The organism is Ruegeria sp. C10, assembly GCF_056537805.1.
In genome coordinates, this window is sequence record NZ_JBQFSC010000001.1 from 650,352 (window position 1) to 673,252 (window position 22,901).

18 protein-coding genes are annotated in these 22,901 nt (G+C 58.9%); 15 read left to right on the forward strand and 3 right to left on the reverse strand.

Annotated elements, in window-relative coordinates; genetic code table 11:
* The first annotated feature begins 59 nt into the window (after window positions 1-59).
* The 11 genes from glyA to ACR0DE_RS02955 all read left to right on the forward strand — a co-directional run bounded on the left by glyA (window position 60) and on the right by ACR0DE_RS02955 (window position 13,881).
* Complete coding sequence (gene glyA / locus ACR0DE_RS02905; RefSeq protein WP_480751727.1) at window positions 60-1,313, forward strand: serine hydroxymethyltransferase; 1,254 nt, start codon at window positions 60-62, stop codon at window positions 1,311-1,313.
* A gap of 11 nt (window positions 1,314-1,324) precedes the next feature.
* Entirely contained in the window at window positions 1,325-2,704 is a 1,380-nt protein-coding gene (gene lpdA / locus ACR0DE_RS02910) for a dihydrolipoyl dehydrogenase (protein ID WP_480751729.1), read from the forward strand.
* A gap of 14 nt (window positions 2,705-2,718) precedes the next feature.
* Entirely contained in the window at window positions 2,719-3,663 is a 945-nt protein-coding gene (gene lipA, locus ACR0DE_RS02915) for a lipoyl synthase (protein ID WP_480751733.1), read from the forward strand.
* 25 nt (window positions 3,664-3,688) lie between these two features.
* Window positions 3,689-5,062, forward strand: coding sequence for an alanine/glycine:cation symporter family protein (locus ACR0DE_RS02920; protein ID WP_170393738.1), 1,374 nt, complete (start codon window positions 3,689-3,691; stop codon window positions 5,060-5,062).
* Window positions 5,063-5,137: 75 nt separating this feature from the next.
* The gene (locus tag ACR0DE_RS02925) at window positions 5,138-5,560 is read left to right on the forward strand and encodes a universal stress protein (RefSeq protein WP_170776276.1); all 423 of its coding nucleotides are present in this window, start codon (window positions 5,138-5,140) and stop codon (window positions 5,558-5,560) included.
* 16 nt (window positions 5,561-5,576) lie between these two features.
* On the forward strand, window positions 5,577-6,671 hold the full coding sequence (gene gcvT / locus ACR0DE_RS02930) for a glycine cleavage system aminomethyltransferase GcvT (protein ID WP_170732594.1): 1,095 nt from the start codon (window positions 5,577-5,579) through the stop codon (window positions 6,669-6,671).
* A gap of 17 nt (window positions 6,672-6,688) precedes the next feature.
* Window positions 6,689-7,054 carry a glycine cleavage system protein GcvH gene (gcvH, locus tag ACR0DE_RS02935; protein ID WP_170393732.1) on the forward strand — a complete coding sequence of 122 codons (366 nt, stop codon included), beginning with the start codon at window positions 6,689-6,691 and terminating at the stop codon, window positions 7,052-7,054.
* Between the two features lie 111 nt (window positions 7,055-7,165).
* On the forward strand, window positions 7,166-10,021 hold the full coding sequence (gene gcvP / locus ACR0DE_RS02940) for an aminomethyl-transferring glycine dehydrogenase (protein WP_170596853.1): 2,856 nt from the start codon (window positions 7,166-7,168) through the stop codon (window positions 10,019-10,021).
* 198 nt (window positions 10,022-10,219) lie between these two features.
* On the forward strand, window positions 10,220-11,374 hold the full coding sequence (locus ACR0DE_RS02945; RefSeq protein WP_480751737.1) for a phosphoserine transaminase: 1,155 nt from the start codon (window positions 10,220-10,222) through the stop codon (window positions 11,372-11,374).
* A gap of 58 nt (window positions 11,375-11,432) precedes the next feature.
* On the forward strand, window positions 11,433-13,028 hold the full coding sequence (serA, locus tag ACR0DE_RS02950; protein WP_170399107.1) for a phosphoglycerate dehydrogenase: 1,596 nt from the start codon (window positions 11,433-11,435) through the stop codon (window positions 13,026-13,028).
* 124 nt (window positions 13,029-13,152) lie between these two features.
* A complete protein-coding gene (locus ACR0DE_RS02955; RefSeq protein ID WP_170596724.1) occupies window positions 13,153-13,881 on the forward strand; it encodes a metallophosphoesterase family protein in 729 nt (242 codons plus the stop codon).
* Window positions 13,882-13,884: 3 nt separating this feature from the next.
* On the opposite strand, the gene ACR0DE_RS02960 is transcribed toward ACR0DE_RS02955, so the two are convergent.
* The 3 genes from ACR0DE_RS02960 to ACR0DE_RS02970 form a co-directional block, all read right to left on the reverse strand.
* A complete protein-coding gene (locus ACR0DE_RS02960; RefSeq protein ID WP_480751741.1) occupies window positions 13,885-15,402 on the reverse strand; it encodes a malonate--CoA ligase in 1,518 nt (505 codons plus the stop codon).
* 78 nt (window positions 15,403-15,480) lie between these two features.
* Complete coding sequence (locus ACR0DE_RS02965) at window positions 15,481-16,185, reverse strand: GntR family transcriptional regulator (protein WP_170399103.1); 705 nt, start codon at window positions 16,183-16,185, stop codon at window positions 15,481-15,483.
* A 6-nt stretch (window positions 16,186-16,191) separates the two neighbouring features.
* Window positions 16,192-17,547: a formimidoylglutamate deiminase gene (locus tag ACR0DE_RS02970; RefSeq protein WP_480751743.1), complete on the reverse strand. Its 1,356-nt coding sequence runs from the start codon at window positions 17,545-17,547 to the stop codon at window positions 16,192-16,194.
* 81 nt (window positions 17,548-17,628) lie between these two features.
* Here ACR0DE_RS02970 and hutI point away from each other — a divergent pair, with 81 nt between their 5' ends.
* From hutI to hutU, 4 genes are read left to right on the forward strand one after another with little or no spacing between them, the layout of a single operon-like run.
* Complete coding sequence (hutI, locus tag ACR0DE_RS02975) at window positions 17,629-18,834, forward strand: imidazolonepropionase (protein WP_480751745.1); 1,206 nt, start codon at window positions 17,629-17,631, stop codon at window positions 18,832-18,834.
* A complete protein-coding gene (hutH, locus tag ACR0DE_RS02980; RefSeq protein WP_480751747.1) occupies window positions 18,831-20,366 on the forward strand; it encodes a histidine ammonia-lyase in 1,536 nt (511 codons plus the stop codon). The genes hutI and hutH overlap by 4 nt, the downstream gene beginning before the upstream one ends.
* Window positions 20,366-21,157: an N-formylglutamate deformylase gene (hutG, locus tag ACR0DE_RS02985; RefSeq protein WP_170399094.1), complete on the forward strand. Its 792-nt coding sequence runs from the start codon at window positions 20,366-20,368 to the stop codon at window positions 21,155-21,157. Before hutH ends, hutG begins: the two co-directional genes overlap by 1 nt.
* Before the next feature lies 1 nt (window position 21,158).
* A complete protein-coding gene (gene hutU / locus ACR0DE_RS02990; protein WP_170818383.1) occupies window positions 21,159-22,841 on the forward strand; it encodes a urocanate hydratase in 1,683 nt (560 codons plus the stop codon).
* Window positions 22,842-22,901 lie beyond the last annotated feature (60 nt).

A 22,901-nucleotide genomic window follows, 5' to 3' on the forward strand; every position in this document is an offset into this window, starting at 1 on the left:
TAATTCCACTATAGGAAACAAAATTTCGTACACTGGAAACGAGATTACAGGAGGAGATCATGTTCACAAAACCGCTCACCGAGGCTGATCCCGTCATCGCAGCATCGATCGCACGCGAGGGCACACGCCAGGCTGAACAGATCGAACTGATCGCTTCCGAGAACATCGTCTCTCAGGCAGTGATCGATGCGCAGGGTTCCGTACTTACAAACAAATACGCCGAGGGCTATCCGGGTCGCCGCTATTATGGCGGGTGTGAATATGTGGATGAGGTTGAGGCCGAAGCCATTGATCGATTGAAGAAGCTGTTTGGCTGCGAATATGCAAACGTGCAGCCGCACTCGGGCGCGCAAGCCAACGGGGCGGTTAAGCTGGCACTACTCAGCCCGGGTGACACGATTCTTGGTATGTCGTTGGATGCTGGGGGTCACCTGACCCATGGCGCAAAACCTGCCCAGTCCGGCAAGTGGTTCCGTCCGGTTCAATATGGCCTGACCCAGGCCGGGCTGATTGACTATGATCAGGTTGAAGAATTGGCGAAAGCCGAAAAGCCCAAACTGATCATTGCAGGCGCATCGGCCTATTCGCAAAAGATCGATTTCGAACGCTTCCGCGCCATTGCCAATGAAGTTGGCGCGTGGCTTCTGGCAGACATGGCCCACATCGCGGGCTTGGTTGCGACCGGCCTGCACCCCTCGCCCATCGGGCACGCACACATTGTTACGTCGACTACGCACAAGACGCTGCGCGGTCCGCGCGGTGGGATTATTCTTACAAACGATGAAGCGCTGGCAAAAAAGATCAACTCGGCTGTTTTCCCGGGTCTGCAGGGCGGCCCCCTGATGCATGTGATCGCAGGCAAGGCAGTCGCATTTGGTGAAGCGCTGCAGCCTGAATTCAAAGAATATATGCAGCGCGTTGTCGACAGTGCCTCGGCACTGGCCAACGTGATGATGGCGCGCGGGTGCGACATCGTTTCGGGCGGCACTGAAAACCACCTTATGCTGGTTGATCTGCGCCCAGTCGGCGTAACCGGCAAAGACGCCGAAGCGGCGCTAGAGCGTGCAGGATTCACCTGCAACAAAAACAGCGTTCCGGGTGATCCCGAAAAGCCCACTGTCACCAGCGGCATCCGTCTTGGTACTGCCGCAGGCTGCAGCCGTGGGTTTGGACCAGAAGAGTTCAAACAGATTGGCCACATGATCGGTGATGTGTTGGACGCGCTGGCACAATCGTCTGACGGTGACGAGTCCGTCGAAAAGGAAACCCGTGAAAAGGTCCGCGCGCTCTGCGCAAGCCACCCGATCTACTGAAAGAAGACCAAATGACTTACGATCTTATTGTCATCGGGGGCGGTCCGGGTGGTTATGTCGCCGCGATCCGCGCAGCACAACTGGGCCTGAAAGTTGCCTGCGTCGAAGGGCGTGGTGCTCTTGGCGGAACCTGTCTGAATGTGGGGTGCATACCCTCCAAAGCGTTGCTGACCTCCTCGGCTAAGTATGCCGAACTTGCACATCTCTCCTCCCACGGTATTGCGGTCGAGGGGGCCAGCATTGATGTACCCGCAATGATGGGCCGCAAGGACAAGATTGTAGGCGATCTGACCAAGGGCATTGCCTTTCTGTTCAAGAAAAACGGTGTCGATCTGATCGAAGGTTGGGCCAGCATCCCCGCCGCTGGACAGGTCAAGGTCGGAGATGTTGTCCACGAGGCCAAAAATATCCTGATTGCAACCGGATCTGAACCGACCTCGTTGCCGGGAATCCAGATTGACGAGCAGGACATCCTCAACTCAACCGGCGCTATTGCGCTGGAATCCGTGCCGGAACATCTGGTGGTTATCGGTGCAGGTGTGATCGGTCTGGAACTGGGTCAGGTCTGGGCGCGACTGGGTGCCAAGGTCACCGTTGTCGAGTATTTGGATCGGGTGCTGCCCGGCATCGATGGTGAGATTGCCAAACTGGCGCAGCGCGCCCTGTCCAAACGCGGTTTGAAATTCCAACTGGGCCGCGCGCTGAAATCGGTCGAGAAGTCTGATGCTGGGCTAACCCTGACCGTGGATCGCGTCGGCAAGGACAAGGAAGAAGTGATCGAGGCCGACAAGGTTCTGATCGCTGTCGGGCGTCGCCCTGTCACCCGCGGCCTTGGTCTGGAGGTGCTTGGCGTCGCTGTAAACCAGCGCGGCTTCGTTGAGGTCAATGACACGTTCCAAACGTCCGTTCCCGGCATCTACGCGATCGGCGACTGCGTTCCAGGACCGATGCTGGCCCACAAGGCCGAAGAAGATGGTGTTGCGTGTGTTGAGATGCTGGCAGGCGAAACCGGTCATGTCGACTACAACACTGTCCCCGGCGTTGTGTACACCGACCCCGAGGTCGCCTCAGTCGGTTTGACCGAAGAAGCACTGAAAGAGGCCGGAGCCGAGTATTCCGTTGGCAAATTCGCCTTTCTGGCGAACTCGCGCGCGCGCTCGACCGGTGAAACCGACGGTGCGGTCAAGGTGCTGGCTGACCCGAGCGGCAAGATTTTAGGTGCACATATCTGCGGCGCCCATGGCGGCGATCTGATCGCCGAATTGGTTTTGGCGATGACAAAGGGCGCAACGGTGTCCGAAGTCGCTGCAACCTGCCATGCGCACCCGGCCATGGGCGAGGCCGTCAAAGAAGCCTGCCTCGACGCCCTGGGCCGCGCGATCCACGCATAAGGGAGACCAGCCAGATGACCATCCAGCTTCGTCCTCGCCACCCGGAAAAAGCCAAAAAGGCCGACAGTGTCATCCCGCGCAAGCCCAAGTGGATTCGCAAGAAAAAGGGCGACAGCGCTGAATACTATGAAACACGACGCCTCATGCGCGAGCATGATCTGGCGACGGTCTGCGAAGAAGCCGCCTGCCCCAATATCGGCGAATGCTGGTCCAAGCGCCACGCCACCATGATGATCATGGGTGAGGTTTGCACGCGGGGTTGTTCGTTCTGCAATGTCTCAACGGGTCGCCCGGATGCTCTGGATGTGTTTGAACCTGGCCGTGTTGCGGCAGCGGTCAAGAAGCTAGGCCTGCGTCATGTAGTGATCACCTCGGTCGATCGCGATGATCTGGCAGATGGTGGGGCCGAGCATATCGCTCAGACCATCCGTGCCGTGCGCCATCAGAACCCCGGTACCACTGTCGAGGTTCTGACACCCGATTTTCTTGGAAAAGGCACTGCGTCAGAGTTCGTATTTGAAGCGGCGCCGGACGTTTTCAACCACAATCTGGAAACTGTGCCGCACCTTTATCCAACTGTGCGACCTGGTGCACGCTATTACACCTCGCTGCGTCTGCTGGATGATGCCAAACGCGCGAACCCGGAGCTTTTTACCAAATCTGGCCTGATGGTCGGGCTTGGCGAAAGTCTGGACGATGTCCGTCAGGTCATGGACGACCTGCGCGCGGCCAATGTCGATTTCCTGACCGTCGGCCAATACCTGCAACCGACCCCTAAACACCATCCGATTGACCGGTTCTGGACACCGGAAGCATTTGCCCAACTGGAACAGATCGCGCGTTCCAAGGGCTTTTTGCACGTGTCGGCAACGCCGCTGACCCGATCATCGTTCCACGCGGACGAAGACTTTGCCGCCCTCAAGCAGGCCCGCCAGCGGGCTTTGGCGAACAGGGCATAAACCTAACGCAAATGGGAGGGAAACCATGGAAGCGTTAAATTCAATCGTAGGGGCCATCAATGGCGTCGTGTGGGGGCCGCTGATGCTGGTTCTCATTCTCGGCGTTGGCTTCTTCCTGCAGGTCGGCCTGAAGTTCATGCCGATCCTGCGCATTGGCACAGGCTTCAGCCTGCTGTTCAAAGGCCGCGAAGGTCAGGGCGAGGGCCAGATCAGCCCGTTCAACGCGCTGATGACCTCGCTATCTGCGACTATCGGTACGGGCAACATCGCTGGTGTGGCCACTGCTGTCTTCCTGGGCGGTCCGGGCGCCTTGTTCTGGATGTGGATGACCGCCCTGGTGGGCATGGCCACCAAATATGCCGAAGCTGTCTGCGCGGTGAAATACCGCGAAAAAGACGAGCTTGGTAACTATGTCGGCGGCCCGATGTACTACATCAAAAACGGCCTCGGCGCGAAATGGGCCTGGCTGGGTGTTGCATTTGCCCTGTTCGGCGCAATCGCGGCGTTCGGCATCGGCAACGGTGTACAGGCCAATGGTGTTGCACAGGTTCTGGAGTCGAACTTCGGCCTGAACACTTCGGTTACCGGCGTTGTCCTGATGGTTCTGACCGCGGCCGTGATCCTGGGCGGCATCACCCGCATCGGTGCGGTTGCAGGTAAACTGGTTCCGTTCATGGCGATTGCCTACATCGTCGCAGGCCTGCTGGTTCTACTGATCAACATCGGTAACATCGGCTCCGCTCTGTCGCTTGTTTTCACCTACGCCTTCACCCCGTCGGCCGCCGAAGGTGGTTTCGCGGGTGCTGCCGTTTGGGCCGCGATCCGCTTTGGTGTGGCACGTGGTGTCTTCTCGAACGAAGCCGGTCTGGGTTCCGCTCCGATCGCACACGCCGCAGCCGAGACCAAAGGTCCGGTCAACCAGGGCCTGATCGCGATGTTGGGTACGTTCATCGACACGATCATCGTCTGCACCATCACCGGTCTTGCTATCATCTCGTCGGGTGCCTGGACATCGGGTGAATCCGGTGCAGCATTAACCAGTCACGCGTTCGAACTGTCGCTGCCGGGTATCGGTGGGTATCTGATCGCCATCGCTCTGTCGATCTTTGCCTTTACCACCATTCTGGGCTGGTCCTTCTATGGCGAGAAATGTGTTGAGTTCCTGCTGGGCGTGAAATCCCTGATGCCCTACCGCGTCCTGTGGATCGTCATGATCTATTTTGGCGCAACAGCGGATCTGGGCTTCATCTGGCTGCTGGCCGATACGCTGAACGCGATGATGGCCATTCCGAACCTGATCGCCCTGGCGCTGCTGAGCCCGATCGTCTTCAAACTGACGAAAGAGTTCTTTGCCTCAGGTGGCAAGTCCGAAGAGCCAGGCGGCACACCCGCCGAATAATCTCGGATGAAAATACGGGGGGCCATCCCGGCCCCCCGGCTTCAAACAGAATTCCATTTCTCGAGGAGAGACGTGATGGCCACGAAAATCCTGCTGCCGATTGATCACACCGACGACCGTTCGTGGAAGAACGCCCTGCCGCTCGCACAAGAACAAGCAAAGTTCTACAGTGCCGAATTGCACGCGATTGCCGTCATTCCTGAGATCATCCAGTTGCCGAACCTGCCCGCCAACTATGGCGCAGGCGCAAAAGACCACGTGCGCAATGCGGTGCAGGCCATACTGGATCACAACGGTGCATCTGATGTGGCGATCCATATCGAAGAAGGCAGCGTCTATCGTGAGATACTGAAGCTCGCCTACAAAGAGGGTTTTGATCTGATCGTCATGGCTTCGACCAAAGGCGATTTTCCGAACTATGAGATTGGCCCGAACCTGGCCCGTGTCGTGCGCAACGCGCATTGCACCGTCACGGTTGTTCGCGACCAGTCCCGCTGATTGAAAGGTTAAGTTGATGACCGAATTAAAACGCACTCCCTTGCACGCTTTGCATGTTGAGTTGGGAGGTAAGTTGGTTGATTTTGCGGGTTGGGAGATGCCTGTTCAGTATCCTTTGGGGATTATGGGGGAGCATAAGCAGTGTCGTGAGAAGGCGGCGGTGTTTGATGTGTCTCATATGGGTCAGGTGATTTTGCGGGGCGAGAATGTGGGTGAGAAGCTGGAAGCGCTTTGCCCGCAGGCCTATGCGACGCTGAAGGAAGGCAAGGCGCGGTACGGGTTCTTTACGAACGCAGAAGGCGGGATCATGGATGACCTGATCGTGTCGAATGCGGGCGATCATTACTTTGTGGTGGTGAACGCGGCGCTGCGGCATCAGGACATTCCGCATATGCGTGAGCACCTTGAAGGCGTTGAAGTGATCGAGATTTTCGACCGCGCGCTGGTGGCGGTTCAGGGCCCTGCGGCGGAAAACGTTGTGGGCGAACTGTGCCCCGCCGCGCGGGATCTAAAGTTCATGGAAACCACGGTTGCCGATATCAACGGTGTTGAGTGCCGTATCTCGCGGCTGGGCTATACCGGCGAGGATGGCTACGAGATCTCGATCCCCGAGGACAAGGCGATCGAGATCACCAAGGCGTTTCTGGCGCATGAGGATTGCGAGCCGGCCGGTCTGGGCGCGCGCGACAGCCTGCGGCTGGAGGCAGGTCTGTGCCTTTATGGCAATGACATCGACCAGAGCACCTCGCCGGTCGAGGCCTCGCTGGGCTGGGCGATGCAAAAGCGCCGCAAGGAAGAGGGCGGTTTCCCGGGCGCGGCCCGCGTGCAAAAGGAACTGGCCGAAGGTCCCGCGCGCAAGCTGGTGGGCATCAAGCCCGAAGGCCGTGCGCCTGCGCGTCAGGGTGTGGAAGTGCGGTGCCTTGAGGGCAACAGCATCGGTCAGATCACCTCGGGCGTGTTTGGCCCCACGGTGGGTGGACCGGTGGCGATGGGCTATGTGAGCAAAGGCCATGGCGAGCCGGGCGAGAAGGTGAACCTGATCATCCGGGGCAAGCCGCAACCGGCTGAGATCGTGGCGCTGCCCTTCGTCAAACAGAATTACAAGCGTTGAAGTCAGGAGAGAGAGACATGGCAACCTATTATTCCGAAGAGCATGAATGGCTGAGCGTTGACGGCGACACCGCCACGCTGGGCATCACCAAACACGCCGCCGAGCAATTGGGTGACGTGGTGTTCGTGGAACAGCAGGAAGCAGGCGACGAGTTCGAAAAAGGCGGCGAGATCGGCGTGATTGAATCCGTCAAGGCGGCGTCCGAGCTTTACGCACCGGTCGACGGCGAGATCACCGAGGTGAACGAGGCACTGGCCGACAATCCCGGCGCGCTGAACGAAGACCCCGAAGGCGAGGCCTGGATCTACAAGATCAAGATCGCGGACGCCTCGCAGCTCGAAGACCTGATGGACGAGGCCGGCTACAAGGCCTTCATCGGTTAACTCAGGCGGCGGGTCCGTGCGCGGCCCCGCCCCTTCATCTGTTTCCAAATACTTCCGCCGGAGGCTCCTGCCGTCTCCGCCGGGCCTGACCTATCCTTGAGGAGCGCACACATGGCCTTCAAACTGACCGATTACGAAGCCTATGACTTCGCCAACCGCCGCCATATCGGGCCCAGCCCGACCGAGATGCGCGACATGCTCAAGGTGATCGGCTTCAAGACGCTGGACGAGCTGATCGACGCCACCGTCCCGCCCGCGATCCGGCAGAAAGAGCCGCTGGACTGGGGTCCGGCGATGACCGAGCGCGATGCGCTCTTTCACATGAAAGAGGTGGCGAGCAAGAACAAGGTTCTGACCTCGCTGATCGGTCAGGGCTATTATGGCACCACCACGCCGGCGCCGATCCTGCGCAACATTCTGGAAAACCCGGCCTGGTACACGGCCTACACGCCTTATCAGCCCGAGATCAGCCAGGGCCGACTTGAGGCGCTGTTGAACTTCCAGACCATGGTCAGCGACCTGACCGGGCTGGACGTGGCCAACGCGTCCTTGCTGGACGAAGCGACTGCTGCGGCGGAAGCCATGGCGATGGCCAAGCGCGGTGGCCGGTCCAAGGCCAACAACGCGGCCTTCTTTGTCGACAAGAACTGCCACCCGCAGACCATCGCGGTGATCAAAACGCGCGCCGAGCCTCTGGGCATCGAGGTGCAGGTGGCCGATCCGGACACGCTGGATGCGGGCGCGGTCTTTGGCGCCATCTTCCAGTACCCCGGCACCCATGGCCATGTGCGCGACTTCACCGCCGAGATTGCGGCCCTGCATGAACACAAGGCGATTGCCATCGTCGCCGCCGATATCCTGTCGCTGGCGCTGCTGAAGTCGCCCGGTGAGATGGGCGCGGATATCGCCATCGGCTCGACCCAGCGCTTTGGTGTGCCGATGGGCTATGGTGGCCCGCACGCCGCGTATATGGCGACCACCGACAAGCTGAAGCGCTCGATGCCGGGCCGGATCATCGGTGTCAGCATCGACAGCCGGGGCAACAAGGCTTACCGCCTGGCGCTGCAGACCCGCGAACAGCACATCCGGCGTGAGAAAGCCAACTCGAACGTCTGTACTGCGCAGGCGCTGCTGGCGGTGATTGCCTCGATGTATGCCGTGTATCACGGCCCCGACGGCATCAAGGCCATCGCGCAATCGGTGCACCGCAAGACCTCGCGTTTGGCCGCCGGTCTGGAAGAGGCAGGCTTTGCTGTGGAGCCGGAAGTGTTCTTCGACACGATCACGGTTGAGGTTGGCCATCTGCAGAAAACGGTCATGGAGGCCGCTGTGGCCCGGGGCGTCAACCTGCGTAAGGTCGGCGACACGAAAGTGGGCATCAGCCTGGACGAACAGACCCGGCCCGAGACCATCGAGGCGGTCTGGGGGGCCTTCGGCATCGACCGCAAGGATGACAGCTCGAACGTGGCCTATCGCCTGCCGGATTACGCGCTGCGCGAAAGCGAGTACCTGACCCACCCGATCTTCCACAAGAACCGGGCCGAGGCCGAGATCACGCGCTACATGCGCCGTCTGGCCGACCGCGACCTGGCGCTGGACCGGGCGATGATCCCGCTGGGCTCGTGCACCATGAAGCTGAACGCCACGATCGAGATGATCCCGGTCACCTGGCCCGAGTTCGGCAACCTGCACCCGTTCTGCCCCGAAGATCAGGCGCAGGGCTATCACGAGATGATCGACGATCTGAACGACAAGCTGTGCCAGATCACCGGCTATGACGCGATCAGCCAGCAGCCCAACTCGGGCGCGCAGGGTGAGTACGCAGGCCTCTTGACCATCCGCAACTATCACTTCGCCCGCGGCGAAGGGCAGCGGAACGTCTGCCTGATCCCGACCTCGGCCCATGGCACCAACCCGGCCTCGGCGCAGATGGTCGGCTGGCAGGTTGTGCCTGTGCAGGCGGATGAGAATGGCAACATTGATCTGAATGATTTCCGCGCCAAGGCTGAAAAGCACTCCGATCATCTGGCCGCCTGCATGATCACCTACCCCTCGACCCATGGCGTGTTCGAGACCACCGTGCAGGAGGTCTGCCAGATCACCCATGATCACGGCGGTCAGGTCTATATCGACGGGGCCAACATGAACGCCATGGTCGGCCTGTCGCGTCCCGGAGACATCGGCGGTGACGTCAGCCACCTGAACCTGCACAAGACCTTCTGCATCCCCCATGGCGGCGGTGGCCCCGGCATGGGTCCGATCGGCGTCAAGGCGCATCTGACCGAGCATCTGCCCGGCCACCCGGAATACGGCACTGCCGTGGGTCCGGTCTCGGCGGCGCCCTTTGGGTCTCCGTCCATCCTGCCGGTTAGCTGGGCCTATGTGCTGCTTATGGGCGGCGCGGGTCTGACGCAGGCGACCAAGGTGGCGATCCTGAACGCCAACTACATCGCGGCGCGGCTCAAGGATGCCTACCCGATCCTCTACACCTCGGAAACGGGTCGCGTGGCGCATGAATGCATCCTCGACACCCGCCCGCTGGACGAGGCGGCCCATGTCAGCGTCGATGACATTGCCAAACGTCTGGTGGACAGCGGCTTCCACGCACCCACCATGTCCTGGCCGGTGGCCGGCACCCTGATGGTCGAGCCCACGGAATCGGAACCCATGGACGAGCTGGACCGCTTCTGCGACGCCATGCTGTCCATCCGCTCCGAGGCACAGGACATCATCGACGGCAAGATCGACGCGGAAAACAACCCGCTGAAAAACGCCCCCCACACGGTGCGCGATCTGGTCGGCGATTGGGACCGCCCCTACACCCGTGAACAGGCCTGCTTCCCCCCGGGCTCCATGGGCGTCGACAAATACTGGTCCCCCGTCAACCGCGTCGACAACGCATACGGAGACCGAAACCTAATCTGCACATGCCCGCCAATGACCGAATACATGGACGCAGCTGAATAAACCTTAATCAATAAACCCCCGCCAACTGGCGGGGGTTTTCGCCCATCGGAAACCTGTGTTCCGATCTGAGCCTATTTCCAGTGTCGTTTTCCGCTGATGAAGCGTCTTTTACGCTTGCTGCAGGTGCAAACGACCCATACCTCTGTGCGTGGGACACCCCTCCCCAACGAGGGGCGTGTATCTGGAAGGGTAATACACATGACTATCGAACAACCGGCGACGCGGCCGGCCAACCCGCGTTTTTCCTCGGGCCCCTGTGCCAAACCCCCCACATTTGATCTGACCAAACTGGCGGATGCCGCCTTGGGCCGCTCGCATCGGGCTGCGGTTGGCAAGGACAAGCTGAAGGCGGCCATTGAAGGCACGCGAGAGATTCTAGGCATTCCAGCGGATTATCGCATCGGCATTGTACCAGCTTCGGACACCGGTGCGGTTGAGATGGCGCTTTGGTCTTTGCTGGGTAAGCGCAAAGTTGAAATGCTGGCCTGGGAAAGCTTTGGCGCGGGTTGGGTGACTGATGTGATCAAGCAACTGAAAATCGACGCTGAAGTGAAAACCGCCGAGTACGGGCAAATCGTTGATCTCGCGTCCGTCGATTTCGCCAACGATGTGGTGTTCACATGGAACGGAACGACTTCGGGTGTGCGGGTCCCAGATGGCGACTGGATTGCTGATGATCGTCAGGGTCTGACGATCTGTGACGCGACATCCGCTGCGTTCGCGATGGACTTGCCATGGGACAAGTTGGATGTGACAACGTTCAGCTGGCAGAAGGTTCTAGGCGGAGAGGCGGCTCATGGGATACTGATCCTGTCTCCGCGCGCGGTCGAGCGCTTGGAGAGTTACACCCCGTCATGGCCATTGCCGAAGATCTTCCGCCTGACCAAAGGTGGCAAGCTGATTGATGGGATATTCACCGGCGCGACGATCAACACACCCTCAATGCTCGTGGTTGAGGATTACCTTTTCGCGTTGGACTGGGCGCGTTCAGTCGGAGGCTTGCAGGGGCTGATTGCTCGTGCGAATGCCAATGCTGGCGCGGTTCATGCGTTCTGCGACCAAAATGACTGGATCGCCAATCTGGCCGAAGACTCGACAACTCAATCAAATACGTCGGTCTGTCTGAAGTTCACCGATACGCGCATTCAAGATGGTGCCGTTTTTGCCAAAGCCGTCGCCACACGGCTTGAGGCCGAAAACATTGCGCTTGATATCGGTGCCTATCGCGACGCCCCTGCGGGTCTGCGCATCTGGTGCGGCGGCACGGTTGAGACATCAGATATCGAGGCGATGCTGCCCTGGCTTGCATGGGCTTTTGAAGCCGAGATTGCAGCGCAAACCGAAGCTGCCTGACCTTTTCTACCGGGCCGCATCCGGCCCGGACCTTCCACAATGTTCAAGGACCAAAAATATGGCTCCCAAAGTACTCGTCTCTGACAAGCTGAGCGAAACCGCCGTACAAATCTTCCGCGACCGTGGCATCGACGTGGATTTCATGCCCGATCTGGGAAAGGACAAAGACAAACTGGCCGAGGTGATCGGTCAGTATGACGGCCTCGCCATCCGTTCTGCCACCAAAGTCACGCCAACCATTCTGGAGAAGGCAGACAAGTTAAAAGTTATTGGTCGTGCCGGGATCGGCACCGACAATATCGACAAGGATGCGGCCTCGAAAAAAGGCGTGATCGTGATGAACACACCTTTCGGCAACATGATCACCACCGCCGAGCATGCCATCGCGATGATGTTTGCCGTGGCGCGGCAAATCCCCGAGGCCAGTACCTCGACCCATGCGGGCAAGTGGGAAAAGTCCAAGTTCATGGGGATTGAGCTGACCAACAAGACCCTGGGCGTGATCGGTGCGGGCAACATTGGTGGCATCGTATGCGAGCGTGCTTTGGGTCTGAAGATGAAGGTCGTCGCCTATGATCCCTACCTTGGCGAAGAGAAAGCCGCGCAGATGGGTGTGGAAAAGGTCGAATTGGATGAGCTTCTGGCCCGCGCTGACTTTATCACTCTGCACGTGCCGCTGACCGATCAGACGCGCAATATCCTGAGCCGTGAGAACCTGGCCAAGACCAAGAAAGGCGTGCGCATTGTCAACTGCGCCCGTGGCGGTCTGGTTGACGAGGACGCGCTGGCCGAGGCGTTGCAATCGGGTCATGTCGCCGGTGCGGCCTTTGACGTGTTCAGTGAGGAACCGGCCAAGGAGAACGCCCTGTTCAACCTACCCAATGTGGTTTGCACACCGCACTTGGGTGCGGCCACGACTGAGGCGCAGGAGAACGTGGCGCTGCAAGTGGCCGAGCAGATCTCGAATTACCTGCTGACCGGAGCGGTCGAGAACGCACTGAACATGCCCAGTGTGACGGCAGAGGAGGCCAAGGTCATGGGGCCGTGGATCAAGCTGGCCGGGCATCTGGGCAGCTTCATTGGTCAGATGACGGATGAGCCGATCAAGGCAATCAACATCCTCTATGACGGTGTCGCTGCGAACATGAATCTGGCTGCGTTGAATTGTTCGGTCGTTGCCGGAATCATGAAGAAATTCAATCCCGAGGTGAACATGGTCTCGGCCCCGGTTGTCGCGAGAGAGCGTGGCATCCAGATCTCGACGACCAATCAGGACAAATCCGGTGCGTTCGAAGGCTATATCAAGGTCACTGTGGTGACTGAAAAGCGTGAACGCTCAATCGGTGGCACGGTGTTCAGTGACGGCAAGCCGCGGTTTATTCAGATCAAGGGCATCAATATCGATGCCGAGATCGGGGCGCATATGCTCTATACGACTAACGAAGACGTGCCGGGCATCATTGGTGCTTTAGGACAGACCATGGGCGAGAACGATGTGAACATCGCGAACTTTACTCTTGGACGATCCGAAGCCGGCGGCGAGGCGATTGCGTTGCTTTATGTTGATGAACCGGTACCAGCCGAGGCGCGCGCCAAACTCGCCGAGACAGGTCTGTTTACTCAGATCAAACCGTTGGAGTTTGACGTGGCCTGACGGTCGCTGTTGAACTTCTGTGACAGATTGATGCCCGCGCTTGTCCAAAGCGTGGGCATCGCCTTTTCAAAGTGCTGATTTTGCGCCAGAAGTGCGGCAATCACCATTGCCCGAGGGGAAGCTGATGACCAATCCGATCTACGCAATTGGAGATTTGCACGGCCGCGTGGATGAGTTCGAGCGCTCCTTGGCGCTGATCGAACGCGATGGCGGCCCCGATGCCGAGATCGTGTATCTGGGCGATTACGTTGATCGGGGCCCCGACAGCCGGGGCGTTCTGGATCGGCTGATCGCTGGTCGCGATGCGGGCAAGCGCTGGATCACTCTGCTGGGCAACCATGACCGGATGTTTTCATGGTTCCTCGAAGATGTCCCGCGTCACGATCCGCATATGTTGGTCGGGTATCATTGGCTGCACGAGCGGTTGGGTGGTGTCGAAACACTACAAAGCTATGGCGTGTTCTTTGATCAGCAGACACGGCTCGAGGATCTGCATTCAACAGCGCGGGGTGCGGTTCCCGATGCGCATCGGATATTTCTGCAAGGGCTCATCGCCATGCATCAAACGCGCGAGATTGCTTTTGTCCATGCGGGCATTCGGCCCGGTATTCCGCTGAACGAACAACGGGAAAATGATCTGGTCTGGATCAGGCAAACCTTTCACAACCACCGAGGTCCGCATCCGAAACTGATCGTCCATGGGCATACGCCGGTGGATCAATCAACGCATTACGGCAATCGCATCAACCTGGATAGCGGCGCAGGGTATGGCCGCCCGGTTGGCGTTGCGGTGTTCGAAGGACAGGATTGCTGGTTGTTGACGGACAAGGGTCGCGTTGCGCTTTTGCCTTGAATATCAGGTCTTGGTGAAAAGGTCTTTGCAGCGGTCACGCAGGATGTTCTTTTGCACCTTGCCCATTGTGTTGCGGGGGAGCTCGTCCAGCAAGATCAACTGGCGGGGATGTTTGAACCTGGCGAGCGCGTCCCGAACCGCACCCATGATGGCCTCGATATCTGGCGTGTGACAGGGGGCAGGAACCAGAATGCCAACCGGGGTTTCTCCGAAATCCGGATGCGGGACGCCAATTACCGCGCTTTCCAGCACGCCGGGTTGCTCGTCTAGCAGCAGCTCGATCTCTTTGGGGTAGATATTATACCCGCCCGAGATGATCAGGTCTTTCTCGCGCCCGACGATATGGACATAGCCGTCCTCGTCGATCCGACCCAGATCGCCAGTGATGAAGAACCCGTCTTCACGCAGTTCTGCGGCGGTTTTGTCGGGCATTTGCCAGTAGCCCTGAAACACATTGGGACCGCGCACCTCGATGATGCCGATCTCACCATCTGCTAGGGTTTGACCTGTTTTGGGGTCTGTGACCTTCAGTTCAACATCCGGCAGGGGAAACCCGACCGTTCCCGCCCGGCGTTCGCCGTCATAGGGGTTAGAAGTGTTCATGTTCGTCTCGGTCATGCCATAGCGTTCCAGAATGCGATGACCTGTACGGTCTTCAAATTCAACGTGGGTATCTGCCAGCAAAGGCGCTGAACCTGAGATGAACAGCCGCATATCCTGAGTCAGATCTTGGGCGAAGCGGTCGTCGCTTAGCAGGCGGGTGTAAAACGTCGGCACCCCCATCATCGCCGTTGCCTGTGGCATCAGGCGTAACATATCTTCCAGGTCGAACTTCGGCAGAAATATCATCGACCCGCCCGATGCGAGTACGACATTTGTCGCAACAAACAGTCCATGCGTGTGAAAGATCGGCAGCGCGTGCAACAGCACGTCATCATCTGTGAATCGCCATTCCTGCACAAGGGTCTCCGCGTTCGACAGCAGATTCGCCTGCGTCAGCATTGCCCCTTTCGAACGCCCCGTCGTGCCTGAAGTATATAGAAACGCAGCCAGATCATCTTCTGATCGGTGGGCCGGCTGAAAGGCCGGAAGCATGCCTAGGGCGCGTCGCATCAGGCTGCCTGAACCGTCGGCGTTCAGCGTTTCAAGCCGGGCATTGTTCTTTTGCACGATCTCGGCAAGCCCTGCCTCGTTTGCCTCATCGCACACCACTAGTGAAGCGCCGCTGTTTTCTATGAAATAGCTCAGCTCTAGCGTCGTATAGCCAGTGTTCAGCGGAAGAAAGATCAGCCCGGCTTGCGCGCAGGCAGCATAAAGCGCCAGTGCTTCGGCGGACTTCTCTACCTGCACAGCCACGCGATCACCCGGTTCCAGCTCAAGACCAGTCAGGGCGTTCGCCAGACGGGCCGCCGTGTCCAGAAACGCGGCATGGGTTAGAGTCTGACCATCCGGAAGGCGCAAAAATGGCGTATCCTTGCCTGCATGGATGCCCAGCAAACGATCATAAAGCGGATTGCCCATCCCGATATCCTTTCCAGCAGACGCGCACATTCTGCAGCAAATCTGTCGTGGAATTGGGGAAGCGTAAAGCCCGGACAATCAGAACTCGGTTGTCATCCGATATCCGGCTGCAAAATACATCTTGGCAAACGTTACCGGCTGACCCTGCAGCCATGTGATACGCTCGGCAGTAAAAACGGGTTCACCCTCGGGAACGTCCAGAAAACCGGCCAAAGTGGTATCGGCGCGGCTGGCCAGAAAGGTCAACTCGACATTGGTGAACGGGACAGTTTGCACCAGCCAGTCATTAGGTCCGACGCTAGAGAAATCTGCCTGCGTGACCTGAGGTACGCTGTCTATCACGATCCAGCGGTCTTCGAACTGAAACGGCGAATTGCCGGAGAAATGCATGCATCGCACGTGCATCACACTTTGATCAGCACGTAGGGCTAACCGGGCCGCCAGCCAGTCTGGGGCGATCTGCGTTTCACATGACACAAGAGCGTAGCGATAGGTTCCGCCCGCCGCTTCGATTTCATCTCGGACCAGTGGAATTGTGAAACGCGCCTGTCGCTGCGGTGCGCTAAGAACCCGGGTGCCTGCCTTTCGGCGCCGTTCAAGAAACCCTTCATCCGCCAGTTCCCGCAGTGCTCTGTTGACTGTGGTGCGGGTGCACGAAAACTCGACCGCTAATTCTTGCTCATTGGGAAGCAGAGCGTCGGGCTGCAACTCGCCCGAGCGGATGCGGCGCAGGACGGTTTGCTTAATGTCTTTGTAGCTGGTTGTGTCGCTGGTTTGGGTCATATCAGTTCAGATGTCTTCCAAAAGGTCATTTATCGCGGCACGATAATTGTTCAGGATCGCATCGCGGGCGATATGGCGCCCGCCGCGCACCTGATGTCGCCCGGCAGACCAAAGGTCGGTCACTGTTCCGTCAGGCGCGGCAAAGCTCAGGCCGTCAATCAATTGATCGTCGCGCAAAGTACACAGAGTGGGGTGACTTCGATCGATCGCAACCAGATCGGCCAGATGACCTATTGCGATCTCTCCGGCGTCGCGCCCCAGCGCCTGTGCGCCACCGCGGGCGGCTCCGGTATACAGCGTTTGACCGACCGAGCCTTCGCCACGTACCAGCACAGTGCGGGCCTTGTCGCGCAGACGTTGAGAATACTCCAGCGTACGCAATTCCTCGGGCAGTGAAATACGCACATTCGAGTCTGAACCGACACCAAAGGCACCGCCCTGCTCGTTGTAGACGGCACCATTGAAAATACCATCCCCCAGATTGGCCTCTGTGATCGGGCACAGACCGGCCACAGCCCCGGATCGGGCAAGAGCGCGGGTTTCATCGTCTGTCATATGAGTTGCATGGATCAGGCACCATCGTTCGTTCACATCCACGTTGCTCAGCAGCCAATCTACCGGTCGTTGACCCAGAGCGGCTTCTACATCCGTGACCTCCTTCTCTTGTTCAGAGATGTGGATGTGCACAGGGCCTCGCGGGGTAGCGTTCAGCACTTGCCGTAGGTCATCAGGCGAGGTCGCACGCAGAGAGTGCGGTGCGATGCCGATCTGGCTGTCTGCATAAGGCATCAGCGGCTTACAGTCCTCGACAAGCTGCAGGAACCTTTCCACCTCATTGCCGAACCGCAATTGACCGCCGGTTAGAGGCTCTTGCGCGACGCCGCCATAGGTGTAGAGCACCGGTAGATGTGTCAATCCAATCCCGGTTTGGCTGGCCGCCGAGAAGATGCGCTGACTCAGCTCAGACAACTGCGCATAAGGCGTGCCGCCGGGTTGGTGGTGGACGTAGTGGAATTCCCCGACCGCAGCATACCCGGCCTCCTGCATCTCCATATAGACCAATGCGGCAATGGACTCGATCTGTGCAGGAGTGAGGCGGTCCAGAAATCGGTACATCAAGGTACGCCAGGTCCAGAAGCTTTCGCGCCCTGCTACGCGCGTTTCGGTCATGCCCGCCATGGCGCGTTGAAAGGCATGGCTGTGCAGGTTCGCCAAAGCGGGCAGCAACACGTCGACCCGAGTGTCTTCGGGTTTTGGCTCGGTCCCTGATTTCAGCGCAGCGATCCGACCGTCTTCGATTTCGACTCGTAGGTTGTGCACCCACTCAGAGCCTAACAGGGCCGTTTTGGCATGAACCGTCATCGTAATTCCATTTTGTGTAGACTTTATATTTTTAGCCGTATACGAAAAAAACAAGCGCAGGGGGAGCCCAAAAGAATCGCCATGACGAAAAAAACTGTTCTTCGTAGCAAACATGTAGCCACCATGGGGGGCGACCAACCCTATGGGATGATCGAGGATGGTGCGATTGCCATCGATGGGTCGGAAATCGTTTGGGTTGGCGCTCGGTCGGCAATGCCGCCGTCATATGCCGAGTGGCCGCAGAACGACTATGGTGACCGCTTGATCACGCCTGCTCTGATTGATGCTCATACTCATGTTGTGTTTGGCGGCAACCGCGCGGTTGAGTTCGAAATGCGCCTGAAGGGCGCGACCTACGAAGAAATTGCCCGCGCGGGTGGAGGCATCCTGTCGACCGTAAACGGCACGCGGGCAGCAACAGAAGAAGAGCTGCTTGCAGGCGCGCTTTCGCGCGTGGACGCATTGCTGGCCGAAGGTGTGTCCTGCATCGAGGTGAAGTCGGGTTATGGGCTCGATACCGAAACCGAACTGCGTATGTTGCGCGCGGCGCGCCGTATTGCGCGGGAGCGCCCTATTCGGGTCAACACCAGTTTTCTTGGCGCACATGCCGTTCCGCCAGAATATGCGGGTCGGGATGACGCCTATATTGACGAGGTCTGCATTCCGACACTGCGCGCGGCTCATGCCGAAGGGCTGGTGGACGCGGTCGATGGGTTCTGCGAAGGCATTGCATTTGATCCCACACAGATCGAACGGGTTTTTGTTGTCGCGCAAGAGCTTGGCCTACCGGTGAAGCTGCATGCTGAGCAACTTTCAAATCTAGGTGGGGCTAAGCTGGCGGCAGCTTACGGAGCGCTATCCGCTGATCATATCGAATATCTGGACGCCGACGGCGTTACCGCCATGGCTGGGGCCGGAACGGTCGCGGTCCTGCTGCCCGGCGCGTTTTATACGCTGCATGAAACGCAAGCTCCGCCGATTGAATTGTTGCGCCAGAAGAATGTTCCCATGGCACTGGCGACCGATTGCAATCCGGGGTCCTCACCCCTGACTTCTCTGCTGCTAACAATGAACATGGGGTGCACTTTGTTTCGCATGACGCCTGAGGAAGCATTGGCAGGTGTTACCCGCGTCGCGGCCCGTGCTTTGGGTCTGGATGATACCGGCGTGATCGCGCCCGGATTGCGCGCTGATCTGGCCGTCTGGGATGCTACTCACCCTGCAGAACTGTCCTATCGCATCGGTTTCAACCCTCTGCATAAACGTATTTTTGGAGGTCTGGAATGACACCTCTGTTGCTTGTCCCCGGTCAGGTTTCGCTGGAACAGCTTGCCCAGATCTACTGGACCGAAGCCGCCATTTCGCTGGACGCCACCTGCCAACCCAAGGTTGAGGTCGCTGCTGCCCGCATTGCGCAGGCTGCCGAAGGGACCGAGCCCGTCTATGGCGTCAACACCGGCTTTGGCAAACTGGCGAGTCACAAGATTGCGGCCAAAGATACCTCAACCCTGCAGCGCAACCTGATCCTCAGCCATTGTTGCGGGGTGGGTCCGGCAGTGCCGCGTCGTCTGGCGCGGCTGATGATGTCACTGAAGTTGCTGTCATTCGGCCGAGGTGCTTCGGGTGTCCGCTGGGAACTTGTCGAATTGCTGCAACAGATGCTGGCGTGTGGTGTGACACCTGTGATCCCGGCACAGGGTTCGGTCGGCGCGTCTGGCGATCTTGCGCCGCTGGCCCATATGACCGCTGTGGTGATCGGTGAGGGCGAGGCAGAGGTGAACGGTGTTGTTATGCCGGGTGCAGAGGCTCTGAAAACAGCTGGGCTAGAGCCGATTCAACTTGGTCCAAAGGAGGGCCTTGCGTTCATCAACGGGACGCAATTTTCGACTGCCTTTGCTCTGGCCGGATTGTTCGAAGGTTGGCGTTCAGCACAAAATGCGCTGGTGATTTCGGCGGCTTCAACTGATGCGATCATGGGATCCACCGCCCCTCTGCAACCCGAGATTCACGCGTTGCGCGGGCATCGTGGGCAGATCGAAGCGGCGGCGGCGATGCGGGCCACTCTGGAGGGCTCTGAGATCCGCGAAAGTCACCGTGATGGGGATACGCGAGTGCAGGATCCATATTGCATCCGATGCCAACCACAGGTGACCGGCGCAGCGATGGATGTGATCCGGCAGGCGTCCGCAACTCTTGTAACTGAGGCCAACGCGGCCACTGATAATCCGCTGGTTCTGACCGATCCGGATGCAATCGTTTCGGGCGGGAATTTCCACGCCGAGCCGGTAGGCTTTGCCGCCGATATGATTGCTTTGGCCCTGTCAGAGATCGGGGCGATCGCACAGCGTCGGATCGCATTAATGGTCGACCCGGCGCTTAGCTTTGATCTGCCGCCCTTCCTGACGCCCGAGCCGGGGCTTAACTCGGGTCTGATGATCGCCGAGGTCACGACGGCTGCGTTGATGAGCGAGAACAAACATCTGGCCAACCCATGTGTGACCGACAGCACACCTACATCGGCCAATCAAGAAGACCACGTCTCGATGGCTGCCCACGGGGCGCGGCGTTTAGGCCGGATGGTTGATAATTTGAACTATATTCTGGGGATCGAACTGCTCTGCGCCGCGCAAGGCATCGAGTTCCGCGCACCTCTTGCGACCAGCAAAGCGCTAACCAGCGTGGTTGGGCGTTTGCGCGACGATATCCCGTCGCTTGGCGATGATCGCTATCTGGCGCCTGAATTGGAAACCGCGAAGTCCCTAGTCGAAAGCGGAACTATTTTGCAGGCAGCTGCAATGCCCATGCCGGAGCTGTCGTGATGCAGGTTTTCAGTGTTCAGCGTGGCGATGGGCCCATCGTGCTGGGACAGCCGCATGGCGGCACGTATGTGCCCGACGACATTGCTGCGCGACTGAATGCGAATGGGCAGGCGCTGGCGGATACGGATTGGCATATCAATCAGCTCTACGATGGGCTCGTTGCCAACGCGACGGTCGTGCAATCCCATATCCACCGCTATGTCATTGACGCTAATCGAGACCCTGCGGGCGTATCATTGTATCCTGGGCAGAACACAACAACTCTGGTGCCGTTGACCGATTTTGACGGTCAGCCGATCTGGACCGAGGGGCAGGAGCCCTCAGTCGATGAGATCGAGGTACGTCGAACCGCCTACCACGCGCCCTATCACAACGCGCTTGAGCAAGAGCTTGAAAGGGTGCGGGCAATACACGGTGTTGCGATCCTGTTTGACTGCCACTCGATCCGAAGCAAGATTCCGTTCCTCTTTGAAGGCACCCTGCCGGATATGAACATCGGCACGGATGGTGGCGCGACCTGTGCCCCCGGCATTGAGGCCGCGGCCTATGAATTTTCGCATTCCTCCCCTTACAGCACCGTCCTGAACGGGCGATTCCGAGGGGGTTGGACGACCCGCCACTATGGCCGTCCTGATGAAGGCCAACACGCGATCCAGATGGAGCTGGCGCAATCTACCTATCTGTCCGCCGAAACCCCTCCGTGGGCGTTTGACGAGGCGAAAGCCAAGCGCCTGCGTCGCTGGTTGGTGGATATTCTCGACGCCATCCAAGACACTGCATTGGAGCTTTGACATGACCGATCCTCGCAAGAATACCCGCGATATCTATCCGCCCACCGGCCCCGAACTGAACGCAAAAAGCTGGGTGACCGAAGCGCCGTTGCGGATGATGATGAACAACCTGCATCCGGATGTGGCCGAAAACCCGCACGAGCTGGTGGTTTATGGCGGCATCGGTCGCGCGGCGCGGACATGGAACGATTTCGACCGGATCGTCGCGGGGCTGAAAGATCTGGAAGAGGATGAAACCCTGATCGTCCAGTCGGGCAAACCGGTGGCGATCATCCGCACCCATAAGGATGCGCCTCGGGTTCTAATCGCCAACTCAAACATCGTGCCGCACTGGGCCAACTGGGATCACTTCAACGAGCTCGATAAGAAGGGGCTGATGATGTACGGCCAGATGACGGCCGGTTCGTGGATCTATATCGGTACGCAGGGCATCGTACAGGGCACCTACGAAACCTTTGCCGAGGCTGGCCGTCAGCATTATGGCGGCGACTTGACTGGCAAGTGGATTCTGACCGGCGGTCTGGGCGGCATGGGTGGCGCACAGCCTCTGGCGGCAGTGTTCGCCGGGGCCAGTTGTTTGGCGGTCGAGTGCAATCCGGATTCTATCGATTTCCGCCTGCGCACCAAGTATCTGGACGAAAAAGCCGAGACTCTCGACGAAGCGCTTGAGATGATCGACCGCTGGACCAAGGCGGGCGAGGCGAAATCTGTGGGTCTGCTAGGCAATGCGGCTGAGGTGTTCCCCGAAATTTATGCGCGGATGCAGGCCGGTGGCATGCGCCCCGATATCGTCACTGACCAAACCAGCGCCCATGACCCGATCAATGGGTATCTGCCGATTGGCTGGAGCATGGCGCAGTGGAAGGACAAGCGCGAAACTGATCCTAAAGCGGTTGAAAAGGCCGCCCGTGCCTCAATGAAACAGCATGTCGCTGCAATGGTCGATTTCTGGAACGCGGGCGTTCCGACGTTGGATTACGGCAACAACATCCGTCAGGTGGCGCAGGATGAAGGCTTGGAGAATGCCTTTGCCTTCCCCGGCTTTGTGCCCGCCTATATCCGGCCGCTGTTCTGCAAGGGCATCGGCCCGTTCCGCTGGTGTGCATTGTCGGGTGACCCCGAGGATATCTACAAGACCGACGCCAAGATGAAGGAGCTGTTCCCTGAGAACGAGCATCTGCATCGTTGGCTGGATATGGCGCAGGAACGCATTGCGTTTCAGGGTCTGCCCGCACGTATATGCTGGATCGGCCTTGGCGATCGTCATCGCGCTGGGTTGGCGTTCAACGAAATGGTGGCCAATGGTGAGTTGAAAGCGCCGGTTGTCATTGGCCGAGACCATCTGGACTCGGGCTCGGTCGCCAGCCCGAACCGCGAGACCGAGGCGATGCTGGACGGCTCGGACGCAGTGTCGGATTGGCCGCTGTTGAACGCTCTGATCAATACGGCCAGCGGTGCGACCTGGGTCTCGCTGCATCATGGCGGCGGCGTGGGCATGGGCTTTAGTCAGCACGCGGGTGTTGTGATCTGCGCCGATGGGACCGATGATGCCGCGCGGCGATTGGAGCGCGTTCTGTGGAACGACCCTGCCTCAGGCGTCTGGCGTCACGCAGATGCGGGGTATGAGATCGCCAAGGACTGCGCCCTCGAACATGGGCTGCGCCTGCCTGGTATTCTCGGTTAGATCAATCTGCCTCTGGTGAAAATGCTGCACCTGCGATATCCCGCAGGTGCGCTAATCGGA

Excerpts from the sequence above, each read along its gene's own strand:
- glyA (WP_480751727.1), top strand. The coding sequence starts at position 60 with ATGTTCACAAAACCGCTCACCGAGGCTGATCCCGTCATCGCAGCATCG.
- lpdA (WP_480751729.1), top strand. The coding sequence starts at position 1,325 with ATGACTTACGATCTTATTGTCATCGGGGGCGGTCCGGGTGGTTATGTC.
- lipA (WP_480751733.1), top strand. The coding sequence starts at position 2,719 with ATGACCATCCAGCTTCGTCCTCGCCACCCGGAAAAAGCCAAAAAGGCC.
- ACR0DE_RS02920 (WP_170393738.1), top strand. The coding sequence starts at position 3,689 with ATGGAAGCGTTAAATTCAATCGTAGGGGCCATCAATGGCGTCGTGTGG.
- ACR0DE_RS02925 (WP_170776276.1), top strand. The coding sequence starts at position 5,138 with ATGGCCACGAAAATCCTGCTGCCGATTGATCACACCGACGACCGTTCG.
- gcvT (WP_170732594.1), top strand. The coding sequence starts at position 5,577 with ATGACCGAATTAAAACGCACTCCCTTGCACGCTTTGCATGTTGAGTTG.
- gcvH (WP_170393732.1), top strand. The coding sequence starts at position 6,689 with ATGGCAACCTATTATTCCGAAGAGCATGAATGGCTGAGCGTTGACGGC.
- gcvP (WP_170596853.1), top strand. The coding sequence starts at position 7,166 with ATGGCCTTCAAACTGACCGATTACGAAGCCTATGACTTCGCCAACCGC.
- ACR0DE_RS02945 (WP_480751737.1), top strand. The coding sequence starts at position 10,220 with ATGACTATCGAACAACCGGCGACGCGGCCGGCCAACCCGCGTTTTTCC.
- serA (WP_170399107.1), top strand. The coding sequence starts at position 11,433 with ATGGCTCCCAAAGTACTCGTCTCTGACAAGCTGAGCGAAACCGCCGTA.
- ACR0DE_RS02955 (WP_170596724.1), top strand. The coding sequence starts at position 13,153 with ATGACCAATCCGATCTACGCAATTGGAGATTTGCACGGCCGCGTGGAT.
- ACR0DE_RS02960 (WP_480751741.1), bottom strand. The coding sequence starts at position 15,402 with ATGGGCAATCCGCTTTATGATCGTTTGCTGGGCATCCATGCAGGCAAG.
- ACR0DE_RS02965 (WP_170399103.1), bottom strand. The coding sequence starts at position 16,185 with ATGACCCAAACCAGCGACACAACCAGCTACAAAGACATTAAGCAAACC.
- ACR0DE_RS02970 (WP_480751743.1), bottom strand. The coding sequence starts at position 17,547 with ATGACGGTTCATGCCAAAACGGCCCTGTTAGGCTCTGAGTGGGTGCAC.
- hutI (WP_480751745.1), top strand. The coding sequence starts at position 17,629 with ATGACGAAAAAAACTGTTCTTCGTAGCAAACATGTAGCCACCATGGGG.
- hutH (WP_480751747.1), top strand. The coding sequence starts at position 18,831 with ATGACACCTCTGTTGCTTGTCCCCGGTCAGGTTTCGCTGGAACAGCTT.
- hutG (WP_170399094.1), top strand. The coding sequence starts at position 20,366 with ATGCAGGTTTTCAGTGTTCAGCGTGGCGATGGGCCCATCGTGCTGGGA.
- hutU (WP_170818383.1), top strand. The coding sequence starts at position 21,159 with ATGACCGATCCTCGCAAGAATACCCGCGATATCTATCCGCCCACCGGC.